20 protein-coding genes and 1 riboswitch are annotated in these 25,172 nt (G+C 67.7%); of the genes, 7 read left to right on the top strand and 13 right to left on the bottom strand.

Features of this window, described 5'->3' with window-relative positions; translation table 11 throughout:
• The first annotated feature begins 22 nt into the window (after nt 1-22).
• Entirely contained in the window at nt 23-2,197 is a 2,175-nt protein-coding gene (locus LC066_RS02720) for a DEAD/DEAH box helicase (RefSeq protein ID WP_224896433.1), read from the top strand.
• A gap of 192 nt (nt 2,198-2,389) precedes the next feature.
• Here LC066_RS02720 and LC066_RS02715 read toward each other — a convergent pair whose 3' ends face one another.
• Both LC066_RS02715 and LC066_RS02710 read right to left on the bottom strand, forming a co-directional pair.
• The gene (locus LC066_RS02715) at nt 2,390-5,494 is read right to left on the bottom strand and encodes an efflux RND transporter permease subunit (RefSeq protein ID WP_222474556.1); all 3,105 of its coding nucleotides are present in this window, start codon (nt 5,492-5,494) and stop codon (nt 2,390-2,392) included.
• A gap of 9 nt (nt 5,495-5,503) precedes the next feature.
• A complete protein-coding gene (locus LC066_RS02710) occupies nt 5,504-6,667 on the bottom strand; it encodes an efflux RND transporter periplasmic adaptor subunit (protein WP_224896432.1) in 1,164 nt (387 codons plus the stop codon).
• 151 nt (nt 6,668-6,818) lie between these two features.
• Between LC066_RS02710 and LC066_RS02705 the strand changes: the two genes are divergently transcribed.
• Entirely contained in the window at nt 6,819-7,484 is a 666-nt protein-coding gene (locus LC066_RS02705; RefSeq protein WP_224896431.1) for a TetR/AcrR family transcriptional regulator, read from the top strand.
• A 75-nt stretch (nt 7,485-7,559) separates the two neighbouring features.
• Here the strand turns inward: LC066_RS02705 and LC066_RS02700 are convergent, their stop codons facing one another.
• The 3 genes from LC066_RS02700 to LC066_RS02690 form a co-directional block, all read right to left on the bottom strand.
• A complete protein-coding gene (locus LC066_RS02700) occupies nt 7,560-9,095 on the bottom strand; it encodes a tripartite tricarboxylate transporter permease (protein ID WP_222474553.1) in 1,536 nt (511 codons plus the stop codon).
• A gap of 10 nt (nt 9,096-9,105) precedes the next feature.
• A complete protein-coding gene (locus LC066_RS02695) occupies nt 9,106-9,537 on the bottom strand; it encodes a tripartite tricarboxylate transporter TctB family protein (protein ID WP_224896430.1) in 432 nt (143 codons plus the stop codon).
• Between the two features lie 119 nt (nt 9,538-9,656).
• Nucleotides 9,657-10,634: a Bug family tripartite tricarboxylate transporter substrate binding protein gene (locus LC066_RS02690; RefSeq protein WP_224896429.1), complete on the bottom strand. Its 978-nt coding sequence runs from the start codon at nt 10,632-10,634 to the stop codon at nt 9,657-9,659.
• Nucleotides 10,635-10,835: 201 nt separating this feature from the next.
• On the opposite strand from LC066_RS02690, the gene LC066_RS02685 reads away from it, so the two are divergent.
• Genes LC066_RS02685 through LC066_RS02675 form a run of 3 tightly spaced genes read left to right on the top strand, consistent with a single transcriptional unit; the run spans nt 10,836 to nt 13,943 of the window.
• Entirely contained in the window at nt 10,836-11,507 is a 672-nt protein-coding gene (locus tag LC066_RS02685) for a response regulator transcription factor (protein WP_222474550.1), read from the top strand.
• Nucleotides 11,500-12,900: a sensor histidine kinase gene (locus LC066_RS02680; protein WP_224896428.1), complete on the top strand. Its 1,401-nt coding sequence runs from the start codon at nt 11,500-11,502 to the stop codon at nt 12,898-12,900. Before LC066_RS02685 ends, LC066_RS02680 begins: the two co-directional genes overlap by 8 nt.
• The gene (locus LC066_RS02675; RefSeq protein WP_224896427.1) at nt 12,897-13,943 is read left to right on the top strand and encodes an ABC transporter substrate-binding protein; all 1,047 of its coding nucleotides are present in this window, start codon (nt 12,897-12,899) and stop codon (nt 13,941-13,943) included. Before LC066_RS02680 ends, LC066_RS02675 begins: the two co-directional genes overlap by 4 nt.
• A 36-nt stretch (nt 13,944-13,979) precedes the next feature.
• Here the strand turns inward: LC066_RS02675 and LC066_RS02670 are convergent, their stop codons facing one another.
• The 5 genes from LC066_RS02670 to LC066_RS02650 form a co-directional block, all read right to left on the bottom strand.
• Entirely contained in the window at nt 13,980-14,903 is a 924-nt protein-coding gene (locus LC066_RS02670) for a LysR substrate-binding domain-containing protein (protein WP_224896426.1), read from the bottom strand.
• A 20-nt stretch (nt 14,904-14,923) separates the two neighbouring features.
• Nucleotides 14,924-15,766, bottom strand: a complete 843-nt coding sequence (locus LC066_RS02665) for an alpha/beta fold hydrolase (protein ID WP_224896425.1) — start codon at nt 15,764-15,766, stop codon at nt 14,924-14,926.
• Complete coding sequence (locus LC066_RS02660; RefSeq protein WP_224896424.1) at nt 15,763-16,152, bottom strand: hypothetical protein; 390 nt, start codon at nt 16,150-16,152, stop codon at nt 15,763-15,765. Before LC066_RS02660 ends, LC066_RS02665 begins: the two co-directional genes overlap by 4 nt.
• 11 nt (nt 16,153-16,163) lie before the next feature.
• A complete protein-coding gene (locus LC066_RS02655) occupies nt 16,164-17,342 on the bottom strand; it encodes a muconate/chloromuconate family cycloisomerase (protein WP_222474545.1) in 1,179 nt (392 codons plus the stop codon).
• Nucleotides 17,343-17,448: 106 nt separating this feature from the next.
• Entirely contained in the window at nt 17,449-18,318 is an 870-nt protein-coding gene (locus LC066_RS02650; RefSeq protein WP_222474544.1) for a dioxygenase, read from the bottom strand.
• Between the two features lie 435 nt (nt 18,319-18,753).
• Here LC066_RS02650 and LC066_RS02645 point away from each other — a divergent pair, with 435 nt between their 5' ends.
• Together LC066_RS02645 and LC066_RS02640 are read left to right on the top strand one after the other, a co-directional pair.
• On the top strand, nt 18,754-20,082 hold the full coding sequence (locus tag LC066_RS02645) for a DEAD/DEAH box helicase (protein WP_222474543.1): 1,329 nt from the start codon (nt 18,754-18,756) through the stop codon (nt 20,080-20,082).
• A 133-nt stretch (nt 20,083-20,215) separates the two neighbouring features.
• Nucleotides 20,216-21,157, top strand: coding sequence for an arsenic resistance protein (locus LC066_RS02640; RefSeq protein WP_224896724.1), 942 nt, complete (start codon nt 20,216-20,218; stop codon nt 21,155-21,157).
• Nucleotides 21,158-21,175: 18 nt separating this feature from the next.
• On the opposite strand, the gene LC066_RS02635 is transcribed toward LC066_RS02640, so the two are convergent.
• The 3 genes from LC066_RS02635 to LC066_RS02625 form a co-directional block, all read right to left on the bottom strand.
• Complete coding sequence (locus LC066_RS02635) at nt 21,176-22,180, bottom strand: hypothetical protein (RefSeq protein WP_224896423.1); 1,005 nt, start codon at nt 22,178-22,180, stop codon at nt 21,176-21,178.
• A gap of 180 nt (nt 22,181-22,360) precedes the next feature.
• Entirely contained in the window at nt 22,361-23,443 is a 1,083-nt protein-coding gene (locus tag LC066_RS02630; protein ID WP_224896422.1) for a hybrid-cluster NAD(P)-dependent oxidoreductase, read from the bottom strand.
• Nucleotides 23,440-24,675, bottom strand: a complete 1,236-nt coding sequence (locus LC066_RS02625) for an aromatic ring-hydroxylating oxygenase subunit alpha (protein ID WP_224896421.1) — start codon at nt 24,673-24,675, stop codon at nt 23,440-23,442. The genes LC066_RS02630 and LC066_RS02625 overlap by 4 nt, the downstream gene beginning before the upstream one ends.
• A gap of 112 nt (nt 24,676-24,787) precedes the next feature.
• A riboswitch (cobalamin riboswitch) is annotated at nt 24,788-24,999 on the bottom strand.
• Between the last annotated feature and the right edge of the window lie 173 nt (nt 25,000-25,172).

The following is a 25,172-nucleotide window of genomic DNA, read 5'->3' as shown; positions in this document are numbered from 1 at the left end:
CTCTGCCCATGGACCTCTCCCTATGATCTCTTCCCTGTCCGAAGCGCTCGCCGAGCGCGGATACGACCAGCTGACCCCCGTGCAGGAGGCCGTCAGCGCGCCCGAGCTGGTGGCGTCCGACCTGCTCGTCTCCGCTCAGACCGGCTCGGGCAAGACGGTGGGGTTCGGCCTGGCCATCGCACCGACCCTGCTGGGGGAGGCCGAACGGTTCGGCCCCGCCGCGCTGCCGCTGGCGCTGATCGTCGCGCCGACGCGCGAACTGGCCTTCCAGGTGCGCTCCGAACTGGAGTGGCTTTACGCCAAGACCGGCGCCGTGGTGGCCTCCTGCGTGGGCGGCATGGACATGCGCCAGGAACGGCGCGCGTTGGAACGCGGCGCCCATATCGTCGTCGGCACCCCGGGGCGTCTGCGTGACCATATCGAGCGGAACTCGCTGGATCTCGGCGACATCCGCGCCGTGGTCCTGGACGAGGCCGACGAGATGCTCGACCTCGGCTTCCGCGATGACCTGGAATACATCCTGGGCGAGGCGCCCGAGGGGCGCCGCACGCTGCTCTTCTCGGCCACCGTGCCGCCGATGATCGTCAAGCTGGCGGAGCAGTTCCAGACCGATGCGCAGCGGGTCAGCACCCTGACCGGCGCCACCCAGCACGCCGACATCGCCTATGAGGCGGTCCGCGTGGCCCAGGGTGACGGCGAGGCCGCCATTTTCAACCTGCTGCGGTTCCACCACGACAAGGGCGCCATCGTCTTTGCCAACACCCGCGCCGCCGTCAATCACCTGACCGCGCGGCTGACAAACCGCGGCCTGGCGACCGTCAGCCTGTCGGGCGAGCTGAGCCAGAGCGAGCGGACCCATGCCCTGCAGGCCATGCGCGACGGCCGCGCCCGCGTCTGCGTGGCCACCGATGTGGCCGCTCGCGGCATCGACCTGCCGAACCTGCAACTGGTGATCCACGCCGACCTGCCGACGAACACCGAAAGCCTGCTGCACCGTTCGGGCCGCACGGGCCGGGCCGGGCGCAAGGGTATTTCCGCCCTGATCGTGCCGCCCAAGGCCACCGGCAAGGCGACGCGCCTGCTGAAGTGGGCCAAGATCACCGCCGAATGGACCGAGGCGCCCTCGGCCGAGGATATCCAGGCGGCGGATGAGACCCGCCTGATGGACGATCCCGCCTGGGCGCAGGCCCCGACCGAGGAACAGGCCGCCTTTGCCGCGCGCCTGCTGGAACGCCACGGGCCGGAAGCCATCGCCGCCGCCTACCTGCGTCTTTACCAGGAACGTCAGGCCGCGCCGGAAGAGCTGCGCGCGCCCGATGCCAAGCCCGAAAAGCGCCCGGCGCAGGACTTCGGTCCCAGCCGCTGGTTCGCCCTGTCGGTCGGCCAGAACGACCGCGCCGAGGCCCGCTGGCTGCTGCCGCTGCTGTGCCGTGCCGGGGGCCTGGACAAGACCCAGATCGGGGCCATCCGTGTGCAGGACAGCGAGACCTTCGTCGAGCTGGCCGAGCCTGCGGTCGAGGGCTTCCTGTCCAGCCTCGGCGCCGACAATGTCCTGGAAGAGGGCGTCAGCGTCCGCACCGTGGAGGGCGTGCCGACCTTCGCCCCGCGCCAGCGCAACAGCGGCGCGCGCCCGGAGGGTGGCGGCAAGTTCAGCGGAAAGCCGAAGGGTGACCGGTTCGGCGACAAGCCGCGCGGTGATCGTTTCGACAAGCCCCGGGGGGACAAGCCGCGTGGCGACAAACCCCGCTTCGACAAGCCCAAGGGCGACCGGTTCGACGACAAGCCCCGCAAGCCGCGCGAGGATCGTGACGCGGCGCCGCGCAAGTCGGCCAGCTTCTCCAATCCTTCCGAACGCGCCGGCCCGCCGCGGGACCGCAAAGCGCGCCACAAGGATGGTGCCAAGTCCGACGCGCTGCGCGAACGGACCGAGGGCGCGGTCTTCGGCAAGGGCAAGCCGGGCGGCAAGCCCGGGGCGAAGTTTGGTGGCAAACCCGCAGGTAAGCCCGGCGGTGCCAAGTTCGGCGGCAAGCCGGGTGGCAAACCCGGTGGCGCCAAGTTCGGTGGCAAGCCCGGTCCGAAATCCGAAGGCCGTGTCTGGGGCAAGCCGGGCGGCAAGGCCGACGGAAAGCCCGGGGGCGGCAAGCCGAAGGGCAAGGGCTTCGTCGGGGCCAATGACAAGCCGCGCCGCAAGGACTGAGGCGCGCGACATTGCGGAATGACGGATCGGCGCGGTGCCCCTCGGGGGCCGCGCCTTTTTCGTGGCCGTCGCCTGCGCCCCCCCTGGGGCGCCGACCGAGTGGATCGGGCAGTACCCGGGGCGATTGTCGCAAAGCAAAAGGGCCGGTGAAATCACCGGCCCTTTCGCATGTCTGGTCTGTCAGTGCCGGGGTCAGCTCGGCTTGTGCTTTTTCCGGGTGAAGAGGCGGATCACCACCACGAAGAACAGCGGCACCAGCAGGATCCCCAGCACGGAGGAGGAGATGGTGCCCCCCAGCACGCCGGAGCCGATGGCATTCCGACCGCCGGAGCCCGCGCCGGTGGACAGCACCAGCGGCACCACGCCCAGCGAGAAAGCCATCGAGGTCATGATGATCGGACGGAAACGCTGTTTCGCGGCATCGACCGTGGCGTGGATCAGATCCTCGCCCATTTCCATCCGGTCTCGGGCAAATTCCACGATCAGGATCGCGTTCTTGCCGGTCAGACCGATCACGGTCAGCAGACCCACCTGGAAGAAGACCCCGTTTTCGAAGCCACCCACCCAGGCGCCGATCAGCGCGCCAAGCACACCGATGGGCATGGCCAGCATCACCGCGAAGGGGATCGACCAGCTTTCGTAAAGCGCGGCCAGCGACAGGAAGACGGCGGCCAGGGACAGCGCGTAGAGCAGCGGCGCCTGGTTCCCCGATTCCCGTTCCTCCAGCGACAGGCCGGTCCAGGCCAGGTCGAAGCCATCGGGCAACTGCTCGACCAGGCGTTCCACCTCGGCCATGGCCTCGCCGGTGGTGACACCCTCGGCCGGGTTCCCCTGGATCTGCATCGCGGGCACACCGTTGTAGCGGTAGACACCCTGTGCGCCCATCTGCCAGGAGCCTTCGGCGAAGTTGGCGAAGGGCACCAGGCCGCCGGAGGCGTTGCGCACCCGCCACTTGTCGATGTCCGAGGGCGTGGACCGGCTGTCGGAGTTGCCCTGGACGTAGACCCGCTTAATCCGGCCCTGGTCGATGAAGTCGTTCACGTAGCTCCCGGCCCAGGCGATGTTCAGCAGGTTCGACACGTCAGCGGCAGAGACGCCCATGGCGCCGGCCTTGCGCCAGTCGATGTCCAGGTTGAACTGCGCCGCGTCTTCCAGCCCGTTGGGACGGACCCCGGTCAGCAGCTCGCTCTGCGAGGCCATGCCCAGAAGCTGGTTGCGCGCGGCAACCAGTTCGTCGTGGGTCTGGCCGCCACGGGCCTGCAGGTACATGTCGAAGCCCGAGGCGTTACCCAGTTCCGTCACCGCCGGCGGCACGATCGGGAAGACCATGGCGTCCTGGATCTGGCTGAGCGCGCCATAGGCACGGCCCGCGACGGCCTGGATCGACAGCGCGGGATTCTCCCGCTCGCTCCAGTCCTTCATCCGCACGAAGGCCAGGCCCATGTTCTGCCCCTGGCCGGCAAAGCCGAAGCCCGCCACGCCGAAGACCGCCTCGACCGCCTCGCTTTCGTTTTCGAGGAAGTGCGCCTCGACCCGGTCGATGACATCCTCGGTCCGTTCCAGCGTTGCGCCGGTCGGGGCCTGGATCATCACGAACATGATCCCCTGGTCTTCCTCGGGCAGGAAGCCCGTGGGGGTGCGCATGAACATGAAGGCCATGGCGGCCACCAGTGCGGCATAGACCAGCACCATGCGGAAGGGCCGTTTCACGATGCCGGCGACCAGCGCGCCATAGCCACGGGTCGTGGCGTTGAAGCCGCGGTTGAAGACGCCGAAAAGACCGCGCTTGGTGCCGTGGCCCTGCTTCAGGATCGTGGCGCAAAGCGCCGGCGTCAGCGTCAGCGCGACGATCACCGACAGGGTCATGGCCGAGACGATGGTGATGGCGAACTGCTGGTAGATCACCCCGGTGGAACCACCGAAGAAGGCCATCGGCACGAACACCGCCGACAGGACCAGCGCGATGCCGATCAGGGCGCCGGTGATCTGGCCCATGGATTTCCGCGTCGCCTCCAGCGGTGAGAGGTGTTCCTCCTCCATGATCCGCTCGACGTTCTCGACCACCACGATGGCGTCATCGACCAGCAGGCCAATGGCCAGCACCATGGCCAGCATGGTCAGCGTGTTAATGGTGAAGCCCATGGCCGCCATCACGCCGAAGGTGCCCAGGATGACGACCGGCACGGCCAGCGTCGGGATCAGCGTAGCGCGGAAGTTCTGCAGGAACAGATACATCACCAGGAACACCAGCACGATGGCTTCGATCAGGGTGTGCATCACGGATTCGATGGAGATCTCCACGAAGGGCGTGGTGTCATAGGGAATGACGTAGTCGATGCCCTCGGGGAAGAACTCGGCGTATTCCTCCATCTGCTCGTAGACCCGCTCCGACACGTCCAGCGCGTTGGCGCCGGACGCCAGGCTGATCGCCATGCCGGTGGCGGGCTGGCCGTTGTAGGTGGCCGAGAAGTCATAGCCCTGGGCGCCGATTTCGACCTCTGCCACGTCGCCCAGAAGGACGAGCCCGCCATTTTCCTCGGCGCGCAGCACGATCTGGCGGAAGTCCTCCGGGGTTTGCAGCAGCGATTGCGCGGTGATGGTCGCGTTCAGCATCTGCCCCTCGGAGGTGGGGCGGGTGCCGAAGGCGCCGGCGGAGATCTGCGAGTTCTCCTGGCTGACTGCATTGGTCACGTCCGAGGGCGTCAGCCCGTAGGACGTCAGCTTTGCCGGGTCCAGCCAGATCCGCATTGCATATTGCGAGCCGAAGACCTGGATGGAGCCCACCCCCTCGATCCGCGACATGTCGTCGACCAAGTTGGTCTGCATGTAGTCGGCCAGGTCGGTCTCGTCATAGGTCCCGTCGGGGGAGATCAGCGAGATCACCATCAGGAAGCCGGCAGCGGATTTCTGCACCGTCACACCCTGGCGCTGCACGGATTCCGGCAGCAGCGGCGTGGCCTGGGACAGCTTGTTCTGCACCTGCACCTGGGCGATGTCCGGATCCGTCCCCGTCTCGAAGGTCAGGGTGATCGATGCCGACCCCGCGGAGGAGGAGTTCGACGACATGTAGCGCATGCCGTCTAGGCCGGTCATCTGCTGTTCGATGACCTGTGTCACCGTATTGGCCACCGTCTGCGCCGAGGCGCCCGGATAGACCGCGCGCACGGCGATCGAGGGCGGGGCGATCTGCGGATACTGCGCAATCGGAAGGGTGAGGATCGACAGGACGCCGATCCCCATGATGATGATGGAGATGACCCATGCGAAGATGGGCCTTTCGATAAAGAAACGTGCCATGGTGTCGGCTTACTCCGATGCGTCTTCGCCGTCGGCGGCGCGTTCCTGGGGGGAGACCGTGGCGCCGGGGGAGGCGCTTTGCAGGCCGGCGACGATGACGCGGTCGCCATCATTCACGCCCTCGGTCACGACCCAGTCGCTGCCACGGTCCTGCAGGACGGTCAGGCTGCGCTGTTCGACGGTATTGTCGGCGGTGACGACCAGCGTCTGCGGGTTGCCACGGCGGTCACGGGTCACCGCTTCCTGCGGAACGAGATAGACGTTGTCCATCGCATTGGTCGGCATTTCGACCTGAACGTACATGCCGGGCAGCAGCATCATCTCGTCGTTGGGGAACTCGATGCGCAGCACGACGACGCCGGTCTGTTCGTCCACGTGGGGCTCGGCCGCCGTCAGCAGGCCGGTGTGCGGGAACTCGGAGCCGTCGGCGAGGGTCAGCGACACCTCGGCCTCGGCGCCGTCGCCGATGTCGGCAGCGCCGCGGCGCCAGGCCAGAAGCTCGGCGGCCGACTGGGTCACGTCCACATGCACCGTGTCCAGCTGACGGATGGTGGTCAGCGGCGTGGACTGGCTGGCGGTGACCAGCGCGCCCTGCGACACTTCGGACAGGCCCGCGAGGCCCGACAGGCGGGCGCGGATCTGGGTGTGGTCCAGCTCGATCTGGGCGGTGCGCAGCGCGGCTTCGGCCATCTTCACCTGAGCCTGTGCGATGTCGCGCGCGGAGGTGGCGTCATCCATGGCCTGCTGGCTGTTGATCCCACGATCTGCCAGTTCCTGCACCCGCTCGAAATCGCGTTCCGCGGCCCGCAGCTGCGCCTGGGCGGAGGTCAGCGAGGCCTCGGCCTGGGCCAGCGCGGCCTCGTAGGTGGTCGGATCGATCTGGTAGAGGACATCGCCTTCCTCGACCATGCTGCCTTCCTTGAAGTTGCGTTCAAGGATGATGCCGTTGACCTGGGGCCGCACCTCGGCCTCCGCCACGGCGCGCACGCGGCCGGGCAGGGTGGAGGTCAGCGTCAGGGACTGCGGATGCAGCGTCTCGACGGTGACGGCGGCGGGCGGTTGGCCGCCGCCCCCTTCCTGGGCCATCAGCCCCGCCGGGGGCAGGGCAAGGGCGGCGGACAGGGCAAGGGCCGAGGCGATCGCGCGGACCGATGCTTTACTCACTTGGGCCATTTGCGGCTCCTTTTCGATGTGCCGGGAAAAGCGCTTGGCGCGTGCCGGTAGTTCTCATACAAGACTCCGCAGTCTCATAAATACTGAACGGGGCGGTTCACAAGTGCTTTTCGTCTGTAGGAAGGCACAGAGGGCTGTGCAGGAGGGAAGTGTGGCAGAAAGCGATCAGAACACCGGCAACGGGGAAGGCCAAGAGCCTGAGCGCCCGCGCAAGGGGCGGCCGGTCGTCATTGACTCGCACAAGCGCCGCTCGCTCATTCTGGAGGCGCTGGACAGCCACTTTCAGGAGGTCGGCCTGCAAGGCATGACCATGGCGGCCATCGCGCAGCGCGCCGGGATGTCGAAACAGACGCTCTACATGCTGTTCCAGGATCGCGACGCCCTGTTCGAGGCCTACCTGGATGATCGTTTCGCCTGTCTGATGCAGGCGCAGGAGACACCGGATGAAAGCCTGGGGTTCGCCGAACGTGTCCGATTGCTGTTCCGGTTCGATGCCCCGGCGGAGGCCTGGGAGCTGCCGGTGGCGCTGTTCCGGCTGGCCGTGGTCGAGGCGCCGAAGCACCCGCGCCTGGCCCGGCGCTGCCTGGAGGAGGGCCCGCGCAGCAAGCAGGCTCTGCTGCTGGCGGAGCTGGAACGCGCGCGCGACCGGGGAGAGCTGCAGGTCAGCGACCCGAAGGCCGCGGCGGCTTTGCTGATGGACATGCTGCACCTGCCGATCATCGACGCGCTGGTCGATCCCAATTTCCGCCCCGAGACGGAGGCCTGGCGCCAAAGGTTCGAGCTGGGCCTGTCGGTCTTTCTGAAGGGCATTTCGTGACAGCAGGCGCACGACAAAGGGCGGGAGGCTTGCGCGCTCCCGCCCTTTGCGGTTTTCAAATCGGACCGAGGGGCCTCAGTCGCTGATCGAGCCTTCCTCGTCGCGGCGCTCGTGCATGCTGGCCTTGACCTTGCGGCCGAAGAACAGCGGCAGGACGAAGCCCACGATGGCGATGGCCCAGAGGCCCAGCGACAGCGGGCTGTCGAACAGGGTCCACCAGTTGCCGTTGTCGATGGTCACGGCACGGCGCAGGTTGTTCTCCATCGAGTTGCCCAGGAGCGTGCCGAGGATGATCGGCACCAGCGGCACGTCCAGCTTGCGCAGCACCCAGCCCATGACGCCGAAGCCGATCATCACCAGCAGGTCGAAGCTGGAGCCGGAGATGCCGTAGATCCCCACGAAGCTGACCATGGCCACGATCGGCATCAGCACGCGCGAGGGCACCATCAAGATGCGGGTGAACAGGCCGACCATGGGGATGTTCATCGCCAGCAGCATGAAGTTGGCGATGAAAAGCGCCGCAATCAGGCCCCAGACCACATCCGGGTTCTGCGAGAAGAGCAGCGGCCCGGGCGTGATGTTCAGCGACAGCAGCACGGCCAGCAGGACGGCAGTGGTGCCGGAGCCCGGAACACCAAGCGCCAGCATCGGCACCAAGGCGCCACCGGCGGCGGCGTTGTTGCCGGCCTCGGGAGCCGCGACGCCGCGCGGATCACCGGTGCCGAAGGTCTTCTCCTTGTCGACCAGCCGCTTTTCCATCGAATAGCTGATGAAGCTGCCCAGCGAGGCGCCCGCACCCGGCAGGACCCCGGCGACGAAGCCCAGCACCGAGGTGCGCAGCATGGTCGGCGTGCAGGCCTTCAGCATCGACATCGGCGGGTACAGCTTGCCGATCTTCAGCTTGGATCCGTCCGCGTTCCCGCCATGGCGGTTTTCGAGGAAGATGAACACCTCGGACAGGGCGAAGAGGCCGACGATGGCGACGAGGAAGTCGAGGCCGTCGTAGAGGTGCACCTCGCCGAAGGTGAAGCGCGGTACGCCGGTCTGGGTGTCCACGCCGATGGTGGCCAGGCCCAGGCCCAGGGCCGCGGCAAAGGCCGATTTCGCCTGGTTGGTCGAGCTGACGCCGCCCAGGGTCATGAAGGCCAGGGCGAAGAGGGCGAAGTATTCGGCCGGGCCGAACAGCAGCGCGATCTTCACCAGCTGCGGGGCCAGCAGGATCAGGCCCCAGGTGGCGATGAAGGCCCCCACGAAGGAGGCAACGCCCGACAGCGACAGCGCCTCGCCGGCGAGGCCCTTCTTGGCCATCGGATGCCCGTCGAGGCATGTCATCATCGCCGGTTCATCGCCGGGAATGTTGAGCAGGATCGAACTGATCCGCCCCCCGTACATGGCGCCGTAGTAGACCGATGTCAGCAGGATCAGCGAGGGCGTGGCGCCCAGGCCCATGGTGAAGGCCAGCGGGATCAGGATGGCGACGCCGTTCGACGGGCCGAGGCCCGGCAGGGCGCCCATGATCGTGCCCAGGAAGCAGCCCAGCAGGGCCAGTGCCAGGTTCTGCCAGGTCAGGGCGATGCCGAAGCCGTCGCCGAGGGATGCGAGAATGTCCATTGTGCGCTCCTCAGAAACCCAGCGGGCCGCGGGCCAGCGACAGCCCCAGGACCAGGTGGAAGATGACGTAGATGCCCAGCGAGGTGCCAACGCCGGTGGCGATCGAGCCCAGCAAGCCGGACCCCAGGCGCCAGGCCAGGTAGGTGGCGGCGAAGGCGGTGGCGATGACGAAGCCCGCGACCGGCAGGAGTTCGGCGTAGAGGATCATCACCACGACGGCGGCGCCGACCTCGACCAGGCGGCCCAGGGCGGGCCATTGCGGTTCCGGGTCCGGGCGCAGGGCGATGGCGGCGCTGGACAGGCCCAGCACGGCGGCGATGATCAGGGGAAAGGCCTTGGGGCCGACGGCGTCCGACAGGAAGCTTTCCTCGATCGCCAGCGCCGAGAGGGCGAAGGCAATGGCGAGGAGGATGCCGACGACACCGAAGATGCGATCGCTCATGGCGGTCTCCTTTGCGGGTGTCAGGGAGGGAAGGAAGCGAAGGGATTGGGCGCCGCGGGAGGAACGCGGCGCCCGTGGGACCGGCCCCGAGAGGGGGGGAGGGCCGGCGGGACGGGATCTTACTTGATGATCCCGATTTCACGCGAGATGGACTGGATCTGCGCGACCGAGTCCGAGACGAAAGCCTCGAAGTCGGCGCCCTGCAGGTCCAGCGGGGCCAGGCCGTTGGCGGCCATGATCTCTTTCCACTCGTCCGAGGCGTAGAGGTCGGCGATCTTCGACACCCAGGCGTCGTAGGCCTCGTCGCTCATGCCGCCGGGGGCGTAGAAGCCGCGCCAGTTGGCGCCGATCGCGTCCACACCCTGTTCCCGGGCGGTCGGCATCTCGGAGAACTCGCCATCCAGACGTTCGGGCGCCAGAACCGCGATGACTTTGATGTCGCCGCTGTCGACGAAGCCCTTGGCCTCGGAGATGTCGCCGGTGAAGGCCTGGACGGAGCCGGCCAGCAGCTGCGTCACGGCCTCGCCGCCACCATCGAAGGCGATGTATTTCACCTGGCGCACGTCCTCGATGCCATAGGCATCCGCGGCGATCAGCACCTTCAGGTGGTCCCAGCCCCCCACGGCGGAGCCGCCGGCGACCGACGTCGAGGTCGGGTCTTCCTTGATCGCGTCAAGCAGCTGCGGCAGCGTTTCGATCTCGCTGTCGGCGGCCACGGCGACCACGCCGTAGTCGGCACCGATGGAGGCCAGCCAGCGGACCTCGTCCATGGTGTTGCCCGGGTAGGCGCCCTGGGCTAGGCGGGTCGCGGTGGCGGAGGAAGCGGCAACGATCAGGTCGTTGTCATCGCCACGCTTGTTGACGACCTCGGCAAAGGCCACGCCGCCGCCGCCACCGGCGAGGTTGACGACCTGCATGGTCTTGTCGATGAGGCCGAGGTCCTGCATGGACTTGCCGACCTGGCGGCAGGTGAAGTCCCAGCCGCCGCCGGGGTTGGCGGGGGCGATGCACTCGGGGTTTTCCTGGGCCTGGGCGGCAACCGCGCTCAGCGACAGGGCGATGGCGGCAATGGCACCACGGGGGGCGAAGAATTTCATGTGTGTCTCCTCAGAACTGCCGGCACTCTCCCTGCGCCGGCATTTTCGCCCGCCAGGAAGGTGAGGCCTGGACCTTCTTCCTGCGGGCCGGACATGAATAACTGATTGACCTGTCATGAACCTGTCATCATGACAGGAAGGGCAGGGCGACGGTTCGGGGCGACAAACGCCCCCAGGCCCGCAGGTGTGAAAGGTGTGTGAATGCGCGTATTGATGGTCGAGGATGCCGAGGATCTGGCGGAGGGCGTGGTGGCTCATCTGGGCCGGTCGGGGGTGGTCTGCGACCTGGCGGCCAGCCTGGAGGAGGCCGAGGATTTCCGCGCCGTGCAGCGCTATGACGCGCTGATCCTAGACATTAACCTGCCCGACGGGTCCGGCCTGTCGCTGTTGCGTCGGATGCGCGCCACCGCCGACCGCACCCCGGTGCTGATGCTGACCGCGCTGACCTCGGTCGACGATCGAGTGGAGGCGCTGGACCAGGGCGCAGACGACTACCTGGGCAAGCCTTTCGATCAGCGAGAGCTGGAGGCGCGGCTGCGCGCGCTGGTGCGCCGCGAGGCGGACCGCAAAGAGGGCCAGATCGAGCTGGGCGCGCTGTGCTACGCGCCCAAGGACCGCAGCGCGACGCTGGACGGGCGGCCGCTGGACCTGACCCGGCGCGAGGCGGCGCTGCTGGACATGCTGATCCGCCACCAGGGGCAATACCTGTCCAAGGCGCGGCTCTACGATTCCCTCTACGGCTTCGACAGCACCGATGTCGGCGTGAACGCGATCGAGCTTTACATCGCGCGGCTGCGCAAGAAATTCGCCGGCAGCGGGGTGGGCATCGCCACGCAGCGCGGTGTCGGCTACCGGATCGCCGTCGATGGCTGACCTGCTGGCCCCGCCGCGCAGCTTGGCCTCCCGCGTGCTGGGGGCGGTGCTGGTGATCCTCCTGCTGGGCGGCGTGCTGGTGACAGGCTCGATCTGGTGGAACGGTCAGCAGGCGGCGCGGCAATCCTATGACCGGATCCTGCTGGGCGCCGCCCGCGACATCGCGGAGGCGATCCGGGTGCAGGATGGCGCACCCTTCGTCGATCTACCGGTGTCCGCCTTCCAGCTGCTGGCGCAGGCCCCGGACGACCGGATCTACTACGCCGTCCACGGCCCGGGCGGAGAGCTGGTGACCGGGCTCGACGCCCGCGCGCCGGTGGCGGTGCCGGAGGCCGGCGAGCCCGGGGTCAGCTACTTCGAGGCCAGCCTGCACGGTGAACCCGCGCGTTTCGTCCGCCTGACCCGGCGTTTTGTCGAGCGCGACTTCTCCGGCCCGGTGGAGGTGACGGTGGGCCAGACCCTGCGCGCCCGCAAGGCGATGACCACCGAGCTGATGCTGAATGCCCTGCTGCCCATGGCGCTGGCGGGGCTGGTCCTGATGGGGATCGCCGCCCTGGTCCTGCGCCGCGCCCTGCGCCCGCTGGAGGCCCTGTCGGAGGACCTGGCGGGACGGGACCCGCACGACCTGACGCCGATGCCTGTCGCCGGTCTGCCGTCGGAATTGCAGGTGATGGTGGGGGCCATGAACCGTTTCATGGGCCGGCTGGAGGGGCAGTTCGCGGCGATGCGCAACCTGATCGCCGACAGCGCGCACCAGCTGCGCACGCCGGTCGCGGCCATCCGGGTGCAGGCCGAAACGGCGCGCGCCGAGGGCGACGGTGCCACCCGCGAGCGCGCGCTGGACCGGCTGCTGATCCGTACGCGGTCGCTGGGTCGGCTGCTGGACCAGCTCCTGAGCCGGGCGCTGGTGGTGCATCGCACCGACAGCCTGCCGCGTGTCGCCGTGGACCTGCGCGAGGTGGCGCTGGAGATCTTCGAGGAGGACGACCATGCCACCCTGTCGCCGGGGGCCGACCTGCGGCTGGAGATCGGCGAGGACCCGGTGATGGTCATGGCCGATGCCTTCTCCCTGGGGGAGGCGGCGCGCAACATGCTGGCCAATGCGCTGGCCCATGGGCAGGCGCCGGTGACCATGGGCGTGGCGGGCGGAGGCGCGCGCGCCCAGCTCTGGGTCGAGGATGCGGGGCCGGGGCCCGCGCCGGAGGTCGTCGAGAAGCTTGGCACGCGGTTCAACCGCTCGTCGGGCAGTGGCGAGCGCAGCACGGGCATCGGCTTTTCCATCGTGACGGCAGTGGCCGAGGCCTTTGGCGGGCGCGTCGATCTGGGGCAGACCGATAGCGGTTTCCGCGCCACGCTGGATCTGCCCGCCGCCCCCGGGGAGGAGACCCCATGATCGCCCGTCTTGCCATGCTTGCCCTGACCTGCCTGTCGTTCCTGCCCGCACCGCTTGCCGCGCAGGAGGCGACGGCGCGTTTCGGACGCGGAGACACGCCCTTCCTGCTGCGCTCCACCACCGACATCGCCATTCTGGGTCCGGTCATCGCCCGCTTCGCGGAGCGCAATCCGGAGCTCACCGTCACCTATGAACAATGGGGATCCAACGCGCTGTTCGACCGTTCCCGTGCCGATTGTCGGGGCGAGGGGCCGGTGGCCGATGCGGTCTTCTCCTCCGCCGTGCAACAGATGGTCTGGCTGGTGAACGCCGCCTGCGCCACGCCCTATCGCTCGCCGGCGACCGAGGCGCTGCCCGAGACGCGACGCTGGCGGGACGAGCTCTGGGGCGTGACGATGGAGCCCGCGGTGGTCGTCTACAACACCCGGCTACTGGCTGGCGACGAGGTGCCGCGCAGCCGTTTCGCCCTGCTGGACGCCCTGCGGGCCGAGCCGGACCGCTACCGGGGGCGCATCGCCACCTACGACATTGCCGAATCCGGCCTGGGCTTTCTTTTCGCCTATGCCGACAGCCTGGAGGCCACGACCTTCGGCTCCATGCTGGAGGCTTTCGCCCGCGTCGGCGCCGTCGCCACCTGCTGTTCGGCGGAGATCATCGGCGGCGTGGCCGAGGGGCGCTACCTGATCGCCTACAACGTGCTGGGCTCCTACGTGGCCACGGCGGCGGCCGGCGACGAGGTGGGCACCATCCTGCCCGAGGATTACACGCTGGTCCTGTCGCGCGGCTACATGATCCCCAGGGGCGCAGACCGCGCCGAGGCCTCGGGGCGGCTGCTGGAGTTCCTGCTGACGCCCGAGGCGCAGGGCATGCTGGCTGCGGCGGGGCTGGTCGCGGACATGGCGGCCCCGGAAACCGGGCTGGCGCCTTCTGCGCGCCGGTCGATCCCGCTGACGCCCGCGCTCCTGGTGGCGTTGGATCGCAATCGCCGCGCCCAGCTCCTGACGCGATGGAGCGATGCCTTCCAGCGCGCGCAGGTGCCCTGACACCCAAGGGGGTGACGATCAGGGAAGCCTGATGGGTTACGCCTGCGGCGGCTTCGCGGCCTCGGGCAGGCGGGCCTTGCGGGTGAACTGCGCCAGCAGGGTGAAGAAGTTGGTCACCTGCGGTTTGCGGTTGTCCAGCCGCGCCTGCACCGTCAACGAGGTGCCGGGGTTGTTGCCCTCGTAGTCGCGGTAGGTCACGCCGGACCGGGCCGAGAAGGAGACGCTTCGCGGCACCATGGCCACGCCGACCCCCACGGCCACCAGCGAGATCGCGGTCTGGTAGTCCTGGGCGAAGACCTGTTCGGCGGGCACGAACCCCGCATCGGCGCAGGTCTGCAGGATATGATCGGCGAAGGAGGGGCGCGGGCGGCGAGGGTAGAGGACGAAGGTCTCGCCCGCCACGTCGGACAGCTGCAGCTTCCCCGTCTTGCGCGCCGCCTCCGAGCTGTCGGGCAGGGCGAGGATCAGCGGCTCGTGGATCAGCAGGGCGGAGCGGAACTCATCCCCCTTCAGGCGGGGCCTCGCCACGGCGATGTCGATGTCACGCTGGATCAGCGAGCGTTCCAGCTCGGCATTGTTCATCGACGACAGCGACAGGTCCACCTCCGGGTAGTGGGAGCGGTAGGACTTGATGAAGGTCGGCAGCGGCCCGTGGGTGGCAGAGCCGACGAAGGCGATGCGCAGCCGCCCGGCGCGCCCCTGGCCGACCTGGCGGGTCTCACGATAGGCGCTGTCGAGGTCCGCCAGGATCTCCCGCGCACGATCGAGCAGCACCGCGCCCGCGTCCGTCAGGCGCACCTGGTTGCGCGCCCGATCGAACAGCTTCACCCCCAGCTGGTCCTCCAGCGCCGCGATCTGGCGCGACAGCGGCGGCTGCGCCATCTCTAGGCGTGCGGCGGCGCGGCCGAAGTGGAGTTCTTCGGCCACGGCGATGAAGTATTTCAGACGTTTGAAGTCCAAGGGTAGCTGCTTTCGCCGCCTCAGCCCATCTTCGCGAGAGCCTCGACGAAATGCGGACGGAAGGTGGCCGGGTTTTCACTCATCGGAAAATGCCCGATCTCTTCCATCACGGCAAGCGTGGCGCCGGGGATCTGCTCGGCCGTGCGCCGGGCATCCTCCGGCGTGCAGGTCATGTCGTAGGTGCCGACCATGATGTGCACGGGCGTCTTGGCGGTGTCGATCCCGCCCAGCTTGCCCACCAGGCTGTCGTCGCGGGTGTAGAAGTTCAGATCGCCCCGGAAAACGCCCGGGCCGGACTGCATGAACATCCACTGGGTCGCCCAGCGATCCGCCGCCGGACCTTGCGGCGCGATATTGGCGCTGACGAGGGCCGCGCCCATCTCGCCGCCATGGGCGTCGGGGCGGTGGAACCAGTCGATGTCGTACCAGGCGGGCTGAAAGTCGCTGGCCTCGATGGCGATGAAGCCCTTGAAGGGGTCGGGGTTGTGCAGCGCCAGTTGCAGGGCGATCCGCCCGCCCATGGAACAGCCCGCGTAGATCGGGTTTTCCAGTTCCAGCGCCTCTACCAGCTTCAACACGGTTTCCACGTAGACCTCGGTGGTCAGCAGGTATTCTTCTTCCTCGAACCCTTCGGGCGGCAGCGACTTGCCGTGCCAGGGCAGGTCGGGGGCGATGAAGCGGTGGTTCGCGGTCAGTTCCGCATCGTTCATGATATGCCGCCACTGGCGGTTGTCGGCGCCGGCGGTGTGGAAGCAGATCACGGGCTGACCCTGACCGGCTTCCTCGATGTAGATGCGGACGGGACGGCCTGCGACCTCGATGGTCAGGTAACGGCCGGTGATCGGCTCATATGCGACGCTCATGCGGAAACCTCCTGGCTGCGGCCCAGGGCCATGAATTCCTTGAAGAACCGCAGGTTCTTCACCAGGGCGAGGATGTCGCCGTCGATGCGGCCGCGCCCGGTTTTGACGAAGCCGAAGATATCGTGGAAGCAGGGCTCGGGCACCGGCTCCCAGAATTTCGCCAGCGCCTCGCCATCGACGCGCAGGGCAAAGCGCCAGGGGGTCTGACGGCTGGGGCCTTCGGTGACGCGCTCCAGCTGGCCACGGTGGAAGGTCAGGTAGTATTCGTTGCCGTCGACCTCGATCAGGAGGGTCTCGGAGAAGAGCGCGCCGAGGCGCAGCAGATGCGGTTTCGCGGCCAGCATCTGCCCCATCTCCGTGAAACGGGCAGCAAGGGTGTTGGTCATCGGATGTCCCTTCAGTCTTTGCGGGCGTAACGCTCGATGCGCTCGGGGTCGGGGGTGATGCCGAGGCCGGGGCCTTCGGGCAGATGCACGCGGAAGTCCTCGTAGCGCAGGCCATCGGTCACCAGATCCTCGATCAGGATCTTGGGGCCGAAATGCTCGGTCCCCCAGTGCAGCTTGGGCAGGGTGGCGAAGACCTGCAGATGCGCCGCCGCCCCGATGGAGCTTTCCAGCAGGCAGCCGCCATAGAGTTGCACGCCCGCCGCATCCGCGATGCCCGCGACCTGTTTCAGGGCGTGGACGCCGCCGTGCTTGCACAGTTTGAGCGACAGCACGGAGCCTGCGGCGCGGGTGCAGCCGTCGAAGGCCTCGGCGGGGGTGAAGACGCCCTCATCCATCATGATCGGGATCGGAGAGCGATCGGCCGCGCGGGCCATGCCGGCCATCTGGTCGGCGGGCAGGGGCTGTTCCACCAGGCTGACGCCCAGATCCACCAGGCGCGGCAGGTAGCGGATGAAATCGCCCTCGGACCAGCCCTGGTTAACGTCGGCGATGATGTCGGTGCCGGCAGGCAGGGCCTTTTGCAGCGCCGCGAGGCGGTTCAGGTCGGTGGCCGGATCGGCAAAGCCCAGCTTGATCTTGAAGCGGTTGAACCAGCCCTTCTCGATCATGCCCTTGGCCTCTTCGACCTCCTGGCCCGCATCGCCCGAGGCCAGCGCCCAGATCGCGGAGAAGGAGCTGGCGCGGGCGCCGCCCAGCAGGACATGGGCGGGCAGGCCCAGAGTCTTGCCGGTGGCATCCAGCAGTGCCATGTCGATAGCCGACTTGGCGGCATAGTTGCGCTTGCAGGCCCGGGCCATCAGCGTGGCGGCCTGTTCCAGGTTGCAGGCGGGATGACCCAGCAGGGCGGGGGCGAGATAGGCGTCGATATTGGCCTTCATCGCCTCGGTGCTTTCCTCCGCCCAGCGGGGACCGCCCAGGGTCGAGCCCTCGCCATGGCCGGTCACGCCGTTTTCCAGCTCGACCTCGACGAAGATATAGCCCTGGTGGGCGACAGAGGTATTGGACAGCTTGTGCTTGCGCCGCGTCGGCGCCTCGATGATCCGCGCGGTGATCCGGCGCACGGCCGTGGCCTGCATCAGGTCGCCGGTGGCGGCGGCGGGATCGGGGGCGGCGATGCGGGGGCTGTTCATGGCGGCTCCGGGCTCGAAAAATCGGGGAAATCAGAAAAAGACGCCGCGCCGAAGGGGGCGCGGCGACAGGACGGGCAGGCGAAGGGGAAACGCCTGCCCGAAGGGCTCACTCGGCGGCGACGCTGTCGACCAGCGCGTTCGAGCGGATCTTGAAGTCGAAGGTCATCACCAGATCGGTGTCGGCACCCTCGGGGGCCTTCTCCAGCTTGCCGATCAGGTCTTCCTTCACGGCGAAGACGCTGTCGTTGTCCAGGTATTCGGTCTCGCTGTCGTAGATCTGCGAGATCAGGCCCTTGTAGCCGTCCTTGGAGATCATGAAGTGGATGTGACCGGGGCGCCAGGGGTGATGACCCATGTACTTCAGCAGCTCACCCGCGGCGCCATCATAGGGGATGGGATAGGGCACGGGGCGAATGGCGACGAACTCGTACTGGCCGTTCTCGTCGGTCTCGAAGCGGCCGCGCAGGTTGAAGTCCGGCTGATCCGGGTCCTGCTGTTCGTACAGGCCGTTCGGCGCATCTTCCCAGACATCCATGGTCACGCCCGGAACGGGGTTGCCTTCGGTGTCGTAGATGGTGCCGGAGACGCGGACGGTTTCCTGGCCTTCGAAATCCTTCTGGATGATCGAGGCGCCCTTCGGCAGCACGGGCGGGTTTTCGCGGTAGAACGGGCCCAGCACGGTCGAGATGGTCTCGTCATGGGTGGGTTTCTTGTCCAGCATGTCGGCCAGCACTTCGACGCCCAGGATGTCCGAGATCAGGATGAATTCGTTGCGTGCCTCGCTGGAAATCTCGCCGGCGCGGCGCATCCATTCCATGGCCCCCAGCCATTCGTCGTAGGTCAGGTTCACCTCTTTCATGAAGGCGTGCATATGCTTCAGCGCGGCCTGCATGATCTCGCGGTTGCGCGCGGGAATGTCGCCATCCATGGATTTGATGACGGCGTCGGTAATGTTGTCGAGTGTGATATTACGCATCAGGTTCCTCCCTACGTGGTCGCTGCAGAAGGTGACCGCGGAAAGATGCAAACACAATGATCGGGGAGGCATGTGTTGATACCTAATGGGTATCAATTGCCTCTCAGTTGCACCTTTGTGAAATGGGAAATGTCATGTTTTCAGGGTGGGCCCCGCCGCCCACTTCGCGCTTTCCGCACCGCGGCGAGTTGACAAAAGGCCCAGAAGCCGCCATTTGAGCGTCACGGCTGCGCAGCTGCGTGAGCATGCCGCGCCCAACGAGGGGCGCATCAGCCGTATCTCCCCCGGTTCCCCATCACGCAGGGTTCTCGACGCGGGCCACGAGGCGCGAAGGCGCTCATGTACGGATCCGCATCACCCTCATGCCTCGCCCGGTCCGGGCGGGGATCCAACGTTTCCGCGCGGGATCGCCCGCCGCGGGTGAAAGGATCATACGTGACCCAATTCGAAGATCTCGGCCTGGCGCCGGGACTGACCGAGCGCCTGGCCGAAGCCGGCCTGAAAGCGCCGACCCCCATTCAGGAAAAGGCCATTCCGCTGGCCCTTGAAGGCCGTGACGTGCTGGGCCTGGCGCAGACCGGCACCGGCAAGACGCTGGCCTTCGGCCTGCCTCTGATGCACCGCCTGCTGGAACAGCAGGGCAAGCCGCAGCCGCGCTCCGTCAAGGCGCTGGTGCTGGCGCCGACGCGCGAGCTGGTGAACCAGATCGCCGACAACCTGAAGATCTACGCCGAGGGCAGCCGCCTGAAGGTGCGCACCGTCGTCGGCGGCCAGTCGATCAACCGCCAGATCAACATGCTGGAACGCGGCTGTGACATCCTGGTGGCGACGCCGGGCCGGTTAATCGACCTGATGGACCGCCGCGCGGTGGACCTGTCGACCGCCCGCAACCTGGTGCTGGACGAGGCCGACCAGATGCTCGACATGGGCTTCATCCATGCGCTGCGCCGTATCGCACCGCACCTGGGCACGCCGCGCCAGACCATGCTGTTCTCGGCCACCATGCCGAAGCAGATGGAAGAGCTGTCGCGCGCCTACCTCGACAACCCCGAGCGGGTGCAGGTGACGCCCCCGGGCAAGGCCGCCGACAAGATTACCCAGTCGGTCCACTTCCTGCAGAAGGCCGAGAAGCAATCCCGCCTGCGCGAGATCCTGGACCGCGATCCCGGCGCGCTGACGCTGGTCTTCGGGCGTACGAAGCACGGCTCGGAAAAGCTGATGAAGGGGCTGGTGGCCGATGGCTACAACGCCGCCTCGATCCACGGCAACAAGAGCCAGGGCCAGCGCGACCGTGCCATCAAGGCCTTCCGTGACGGGTCGATCAACATCCTGGTCGCCACCGACGTGGCGGCGCGCGGTATCGACATTCCGGGCGTGGCCCATGTCATCAACTACGAACTGCCCGAGGTGCCCGACAACTACGTGCACCGCATCGGTCGGACTGCGCGCGCCGGTCGCGAGGGCGAGGCGCATACCTTCTGCGCGCCCGAAGAGGCCGATCTGCTGCGCCAGATCCAGAAGCTGATGAAGATCGACATCCCTGTCGCCGCGGGCGAACCGCATCCGGGCGTCGCCCCGGGCTCGCCCCGCGTGGCGCCGCCGAAACCGGGCGGCAAGTCCGGTGGTGGTCGCGGCCGCGGTCGTGGCGCCAGTGGCAAGCCGCGCGGTGCGTCGGGCGGTGGCCACGGCGCGCCTGGGGCCAAGCCGGGCGGTGCCAAGCGCCGGCGGCCCCGTCGGCGTGCGGGCGGCGGCGCCCAGGCCTGAGCGGCCAAGGCCGCTTGACCTTCGGGTCGAACTTCATGATCACAAAGGCGGCTGCCTCCGGGGCAGCCGCCTTTTTCGTATCCCGTAGGAGACCTCGCCCGTGACCCGCACCACCGAGCCGCAGGAGGGCGCCATGGGCGCCTTTGAACGCTACCTTTCCCTCTGGGTCTTCCTGGCCATGGTCGCGGGCATCGCGATCGGCGCTCTTGCGCCTGGGCTGGTGCAGCTGGTCGCCGGGGCCGAGGTCGCCTCGATCAACCTCGTCGTCGCGGTGCTGATCTGGGCCATGGTCTATCCGATGATGGTCAACGTCGATTTCGGCGCCGTCGCCGGCGTGGCGCGCCAGCCGAAGGGCCTGCTGGTGACGCTGGTGGTGAACTGGCTGGTCAAACCCTTCACCATGGCGCTGCTGGCAGTGCTGTTTTTCGAGCATGTCTTCGCGCCCTGGATCGCGCCCGAGGATGCGTCGCAATACATCGCCGGGCTGATCCTGCTGGGCGCGGCGCCCTGCACCGCCATGGTTTTCGTCTGGTCGCAGCTGACGCGGGGCGATGCCACCTACACGCTGGTGCAGGTCTCGGTGAACGACCTGATCATGATCGTGGCCTTCGCCCCCATCGTGGCCTTCCTGCTGGGCGTGACCGAGATCACGGTGCCCTGGCAGACCCTGCTGCTGGCCACCGTCCTTTATGTGGTGCTGCCGCTGCTGGCGGGGCTGGCGACACGGCGGATGCTGGGCAGCCAGGACGCGGTGGAGGCGTTTTCCGCCCGGGTGAAACCCTGGTCGATCCTCGGGCTGATCGCCATCCCGATCCTGATCCAGAGCTACGGCATCTTCGCCCTGGCCTATGGCGCGGCCTTCCTGTTGAAGGTGCCGCACCGCATCGCCGCGCCCTGCGCGATGATCGGCACCTCGAACTTCTTCGAACTGGCCGTGGCCGTGGCGATCTCGCTCTTCGGTCTCAGCTCGGGCGCGGCGCTGGCCACGGTGGTGGGCGTGCTGGTCGAGGTGCCGGTGATGCTGTCGCTGGTGGCCTTCGCCAACCGCACGCGCCGTCGCTTCCCCGCAGACTGAGCCTCCTCAGCCACGGCCTTAGCCCCGTGCGGGTCCGTCGATCAGCAGGTCGATGACCCGCCGCGGCAGGGCCATGTCCGCCAGTGCGGCGCGACAGCTTTGCGCGAAGGCCTGCGGGTCGGTGTCATAGGCGTTCAGCTCCAGGAAATCCTCGCTGCGGCGCAGGCAGAGGTGGAAGGTGCGCCCCTGGAAACCGGCCTCGATCCGGCGGGCCTGCGCGCCCTGGTCCGAGGCGATTTCTACCAGCGTATCGAGGAAGAGCGGCGGCACCAGGTCCTGCGCGCGCTCGGGGGCCTCGGAATAGACGCGGAAGGGGGCGGTATCGCCCAGGCCGTAGTCCACGGGGCGCAGACCCCGCGCCGCCAGCAGTGCCTTCTTGAAACCGCCCAGCATGCCGCGCGGTCCGGCCTCGAAGATGGTCCAGGGCATGTCGACGGGCGTTTCGACCTCCAGGACCAACCCCTTGAAGACCCGCTCGTACCTGGGGCCATTGTCGTCCTTGGTCCTGTGGCGGCGCCGGCGCAGGGTGACCTCGGCCAGGCGATAGCCGACCTCGCGCCAACGCCCGGCCATGCCGTCCTCGATGCGGATGTCGCTGAAACGCGGCAGGATCTGAAGGCTGTGCAGCCCGTGCAGGTCCAGGTAGCCGTGAGAAGGCTTGGCGATGAACTCGGCCACCTCCAGGTGGCGCGCCAGCACCGGGGCCACCTGCGCCTTGATGCGGCGGTTGAAGCTGGCCTTTGCCTGCTGGACGATCACGCCCGCGATGATGGCGAAGACCACGGCGACGATCACCGGCACAAGCCAGCGGGGCGTGTCCCCCTCGAAGGGATGGACCAGGACGAGGAGGCCCGCCACCACCACGCCCAGCCCCAGCACCACCCGCGATTGCAGCCGGGCCTTGCCCGCCTTGGTCCGGGCCTGCTCGCGGCTGCTGCGGTAGAGGGGCAGGATCTCCCCTTCGTAGAGCCGGGCGAAGCCCGCCTCGTGCGGCGCGCGTTCCTCGAAGTGGGGTGCATCCATGTCCTGCCTCCTGCCTGCCTGTCGGGGGCGGGCGGCGCCCCCGTCGTCACGCCCCCGCTATAGGCGCTCGGCCGGGCGGGGCAAAGGTGGAAGGGCGGTGCGAAACGGAAAACGGGCGACCCAAGGGCCGCCCGCCAAGTGGATCAGAAGGGCCGGGGGTCAGCAGATACCGGTCCGGGATCAGACCTCGACCTCGACCTCGCCGATGGGATGCGAACAGCAGGCGAGGATATAGCCCTCGTCGATGTCGTCGTCGGTGATGCCGCCGTTGTGGACCATGTGCACGTCGCCCTTGGTCTTCTTGATCTTGCAGGTGCCGCAGACCCCGAAGGTACAGCCCGAGGGAATGTTGAGGCCCGCACCGCGCGCCGCCGACAGGATGGTGTCGGTTTCCGCGCAGGTGGCGGTGACATCGGAATTGGCGAAGTGGACCTGCGCCTTGGTGTCCTCGTCGGGGATCACGTCGTCCTCGGCGTAGTCCTCGGCCTGTGCGGGCGTCGGCGCCTGGAAGCTTTCCTGGTGGTACTTCTCCATGTCGTAGCCCAGGCCCTGCAGCGCCTCGCGGACGGCTTGCATGAAGGGCTCGGGGCCGCAGCAGAACACTTCCCGCTCCAGGTAGTCGGGGGCAATCAGGCCCAGCATCAGCTGGTTGAAGAAGCCCTCGTAGCCCGCCCAGGGACGGAAGCGGTCGCTTTCCTCGACCACCCACTTCAGCTTCAGCTGGTCGGTGCGCGAGGCCATGTGTTCCAGCGTCTCGCGGAAGATGATCTCCGACGGGCGCTTGGCACAGTTGACGAAGACGATGTCCGAGGGCCGCCCTGTGTCGTAGAACCAGGTGGTCATCGACTTCATCGGCGTGATGCCGGAGCCCGCGGAGATGAAAAGGTACTTCTCCGCCCGGTGGTGATGGCTGGTGAAGGTGCCGCCCGGGGCGGTCGACTTCAGCTTCATCCCCGGTTTCAGGTTGTCCAGCATCCAGCGGGTGCCGATGGACCCTTCCTGCGCCTTCACCGTCACCGTCAGGCACAGCGGCCGCGAGGGCGTGGAGGAGATCGTGTAGGTGCGATAGAGCGGCCCGCCCGGCACCGGCAGTTCAAGCGTGACGAACTGGCCGGGCAGGTAGGAGAAGATCGACCGGTCTTCGGCGGCGAAGCTGAAGGTCACGACATTGGGCGCCTCGGGCAGCACCGCGACGCATTCCAGCATCGCGGAGCCGTCCCAGGTATTGATCGGCTGGGCGAGGGAGCGGTTGGGAACGTTCATTCCGCCGCCAGCCTGACCGGGTCGATCCGGTTGCCCAGGGTCGTGCAGTACCAGTCGACGAACTGCAGAACGCCGTCCTCGTGGGTTTCCGAGTAGGGGCCGGGGACATAGGCAGGGGAATTGATGCCCTGCTGGTTGTCCTCCACGACCTGGCGGTCCTCGTCGTTGGTATGCTCCCAGACGGTCTTCAGGTTCTCCAGGTCGTAATCCAAGCCTTCGACCGCGTCCTTGTTGACCAGCCAGGTGGTCTGCACCTCGGTCTCGGTCGGGCTGATCGGGGTCACCCGGAAGGTGATCGAGTGATCCGACAGGAAGTGGTTCCAGGTGGTCGGATAGTGGAACTTCAGCAGGGTGCCGGCATCCAGGAAGGGCACGCGGCCGAGACGTTTCTGCACGGCGATCTTGCCGTTCAGGGTATAGCTTTCGGCGCCGTCCAGCAGCGGCATGCGGGCGATCCGGTACTGGCCGTCTTCGGCCATCTGGAAGCGCGAGGGCGCGCCGCCGGCCTCAAGCCGCTGGAAATGCGCCTCGACCTTGGGCGGGAAGGTGCCGTCCTTGGCCACGCCGGTGATCGTGGGATCCTCGGGGTAGGTGCGGCAGAGCGAGGGGTGGTTGCCCGCGCAGTGATAGCACTCGCGGTTGTTTTCCCACACGAGCTTCCAGTTGCCGTTCTCGACGATGGTGGACTGGTGAGCGACCTTGGCGTTGCCCAGGTCATGCACGTCCAGGTAGGGGGCGACGGTGGCGGCGAAGGCGTCGAAATCGGGCGCCTCGTCGGCCAGGCAGATATAGACCAGACCCGACACGGTGCGGCAGTTCACCGGCTTCAGCCCATGGGCGGCGGCGTCGAAATCGGGGCCCATGTCGCGGGCCCACAGCAGGCGGCCGTCCAGTTCATAGGTCCACTGGTGGTAGGGGCAGACCAGCTTGGCCACGTTGCCCTTGTCGGCCTTGCACAGGATCGAGCCGCGGTGGCGGCAGGTGTTGTGGAAGGCGCGGATCTCGCCGTCCTGTCCCTTCACGATGATCACGCGGTAGGGGCCGACCTTGTGGGTGACATAGCTGCCGCCCTTGGGCATGGCGGCCGCCGGCGTCGCGAACAGCCAGTCGCGATACCAGATGTTCTCCATGTCCAGAGCGAAGATCTCCGGATCGGTATAGAAACCCTGCTCGAGGGAGTGGCCGGGCTTGCGCCGGCTGAGCATGTCTCGTGCCTTGGCCTGAACGTCCATGGCTAGCCTCCTTGACCGGGACGCACCCGGGGAAATGGGGTTGGGCCACGGCAGGACGGCACAGGCCCCGCGAGGACGCACGGGGACCGGGTGCCGCCACCACCGCCACCCGCGGTTCGGCGCAATGTCGGGCTGGTTTCCGGGCTCGGCCCGCCCGGGGCAAATGGCCCCGACCTTCCGCCGCCTTCCCGGACCCGTCCTGTCCGGTGGCCGCTGGCGAAAGGCCTTGCGGATCTGACCGTTGCGGGGGCAGCGCCGGTCTTGCACCGGCTTCCCAATTCTCGTCCCCCCAAGAGGCGACGCACCCAACATCTTCTTCCGGAAAATAGGCACGGAGCGCCGGTACGATCATGCAATTGCGACATGGTGTGCGCCGTTTCAGACCTCGGGCAAATCCGTGCCACGGCCAAAGCGCGAAATGCGCCATCGACCCTGCAGGATGCGACGCGATTTGCAGCGCCGCCCGGGGTGGCGGCCCTTCTGCGGCGCAGAATCAA

The organism is Pseudooceanicola marinus (assembly GCF_020177265.1).
GTDB classification, from domain to species: Bacteria; Pseudomonadota; Alphaproteobacteria; order Rhodobacterales; family Rhodobacteraceae; genus Pseudooceanicola; species Pseudooceanicola marinus_A.
Note: the sequence above shows the minus strand (reverse complement) of the source record. Positions and strands in the feature narration are given on the sequence as shown.

What these genes read in the sequence shown, in the direction of transcription:
- LC066_RS02680 (WP_224896428.1), top strand. Translation starts at nt 11,500, where the DNA reads ATGGCTGACCTGCTGGCCCCGCCGCGCAGCTTGGCCTCCCGCGTGCTG.
- LC066_RS02655 (WP_222474545.1), bottom strand. Translation starts at nt 17,342, where the DNA reads ATGAACAGCCCCCGCATCGCCGCCCCCGATCCCGCCGCCGCCACCGGC.
- LC066_RS02640 (WP_224896724.1), top strand. Translation starts at nt 20,216, where the DNA reads ATGGGCGCCTTTGAACGCTACCTTTCCCTCTGGGTCTTCCTGGCCATG.
- LC066_RS02710 (WP_224896432.1), bottom strand. Translation starts at nt 6,667, where the DNA reads ATGGCCCAAGTGAGTAAAGCATCGGTCCGCGCGATCGCCTCGGCCCTT.
- LC066_RS02665 (WP_224896425.1), bottom strand. Translation starts at nt 15,766, where the DNA reads ATGAGCGTCGCATATGAGCCGATCACCGGCCGTTACCTGACCATCGAG.
- LC066_RS02685 (WP_222474550.1), top strand. Translation starts at nt 10,836, where the DNA reads ATGCGCGTATTGATGGTCGAGGATGCCGAGGATCTGGCGGAGGGCGTG.
- LC066_RS02700 (WP_222474553.1), bottom strand. Translation starts at nt 9,095, where the DNA reads ATGGACATTCTCGCATCCCTCGGCGACGGCTTCGGCATCGCCCTGACC.
- LC066_RS02715 (WP_222474556.1), bottom strand. Translation starts at nt 5,494, where the DNA reads ATGGCACGTTTCTTTATCGAAAGGCCCATCTTCGCATGGGTCATCTCC.
- LC066_RS02630 (WP_224896422.1), bottom strand. Translation starts at nt 23,443, where the DNA reads ATGAACGTTCCCAACCGCTCCCTCGCCCAGCCGATCAATACCTGGGAC.
- LC066_RS02720 (WP_224896433.1), top strand. Translation starts at nt 23, where the DNA reads ATGATCTCTTCCCTGTCCGAAGCGCTCGCCGAGCGCGGATACGACCAG.
- LC066_RS02675 (WP_224896427.1), top strand. Translation starts at nt 12,897, where the DNA reads ATGATCGCCCGTCTTGCCATGCTTGCCCTGACCTGCCTGTCGTTCCTG.
- LC066_RS02650 (WP_222474544.1), bottom strand. Translation starts at nt 18,318, where the DNA reads ATGCGTAATATCACACTCGACAACATTACCGACGCCGTCATCAAATCC.
- LC066_RS02635 (WP_224896423.1), bottom strand. Translation starts at nt 22,180, where the DNA reads ATGGATGCACCCCACTTCGAGGAACGCGCGCCGCACGAGGCGGGCTTC.
- LC066_RS02660 (WP_224896424.1), bottom strand. Translation starts at nt 16,152, where the DNA reads ATGACCAACACCCTTGCTGCCCGTTTCACGGAGATGGGGCAGATGCTG.
- LC066_RS02690 (WP_224896429.1), bottom strand. Translation starts at nt 10,634, where the DNA reads ATGAAATTCTTCGCCCCCCGTGGTGCCATTGCCGCCATCGCCCTGTCG.
- LC066_RS02695 (WP_224896430.1), bottom strand. Translation starts at nt 9,537, where the DNA reads ATGAGCGATCGCATCTTCGGTGTCGTCGGCATCCTCCTCGCCATTGCC.
- LC066_RS02625 (WP_224896421.1), bottom strand. Translation starts at nt 24,675, where the DNA reads ATGGACGTTCAGGCCAAGGCACGAGACATGCTCAGCCGGCGCAAGCCC.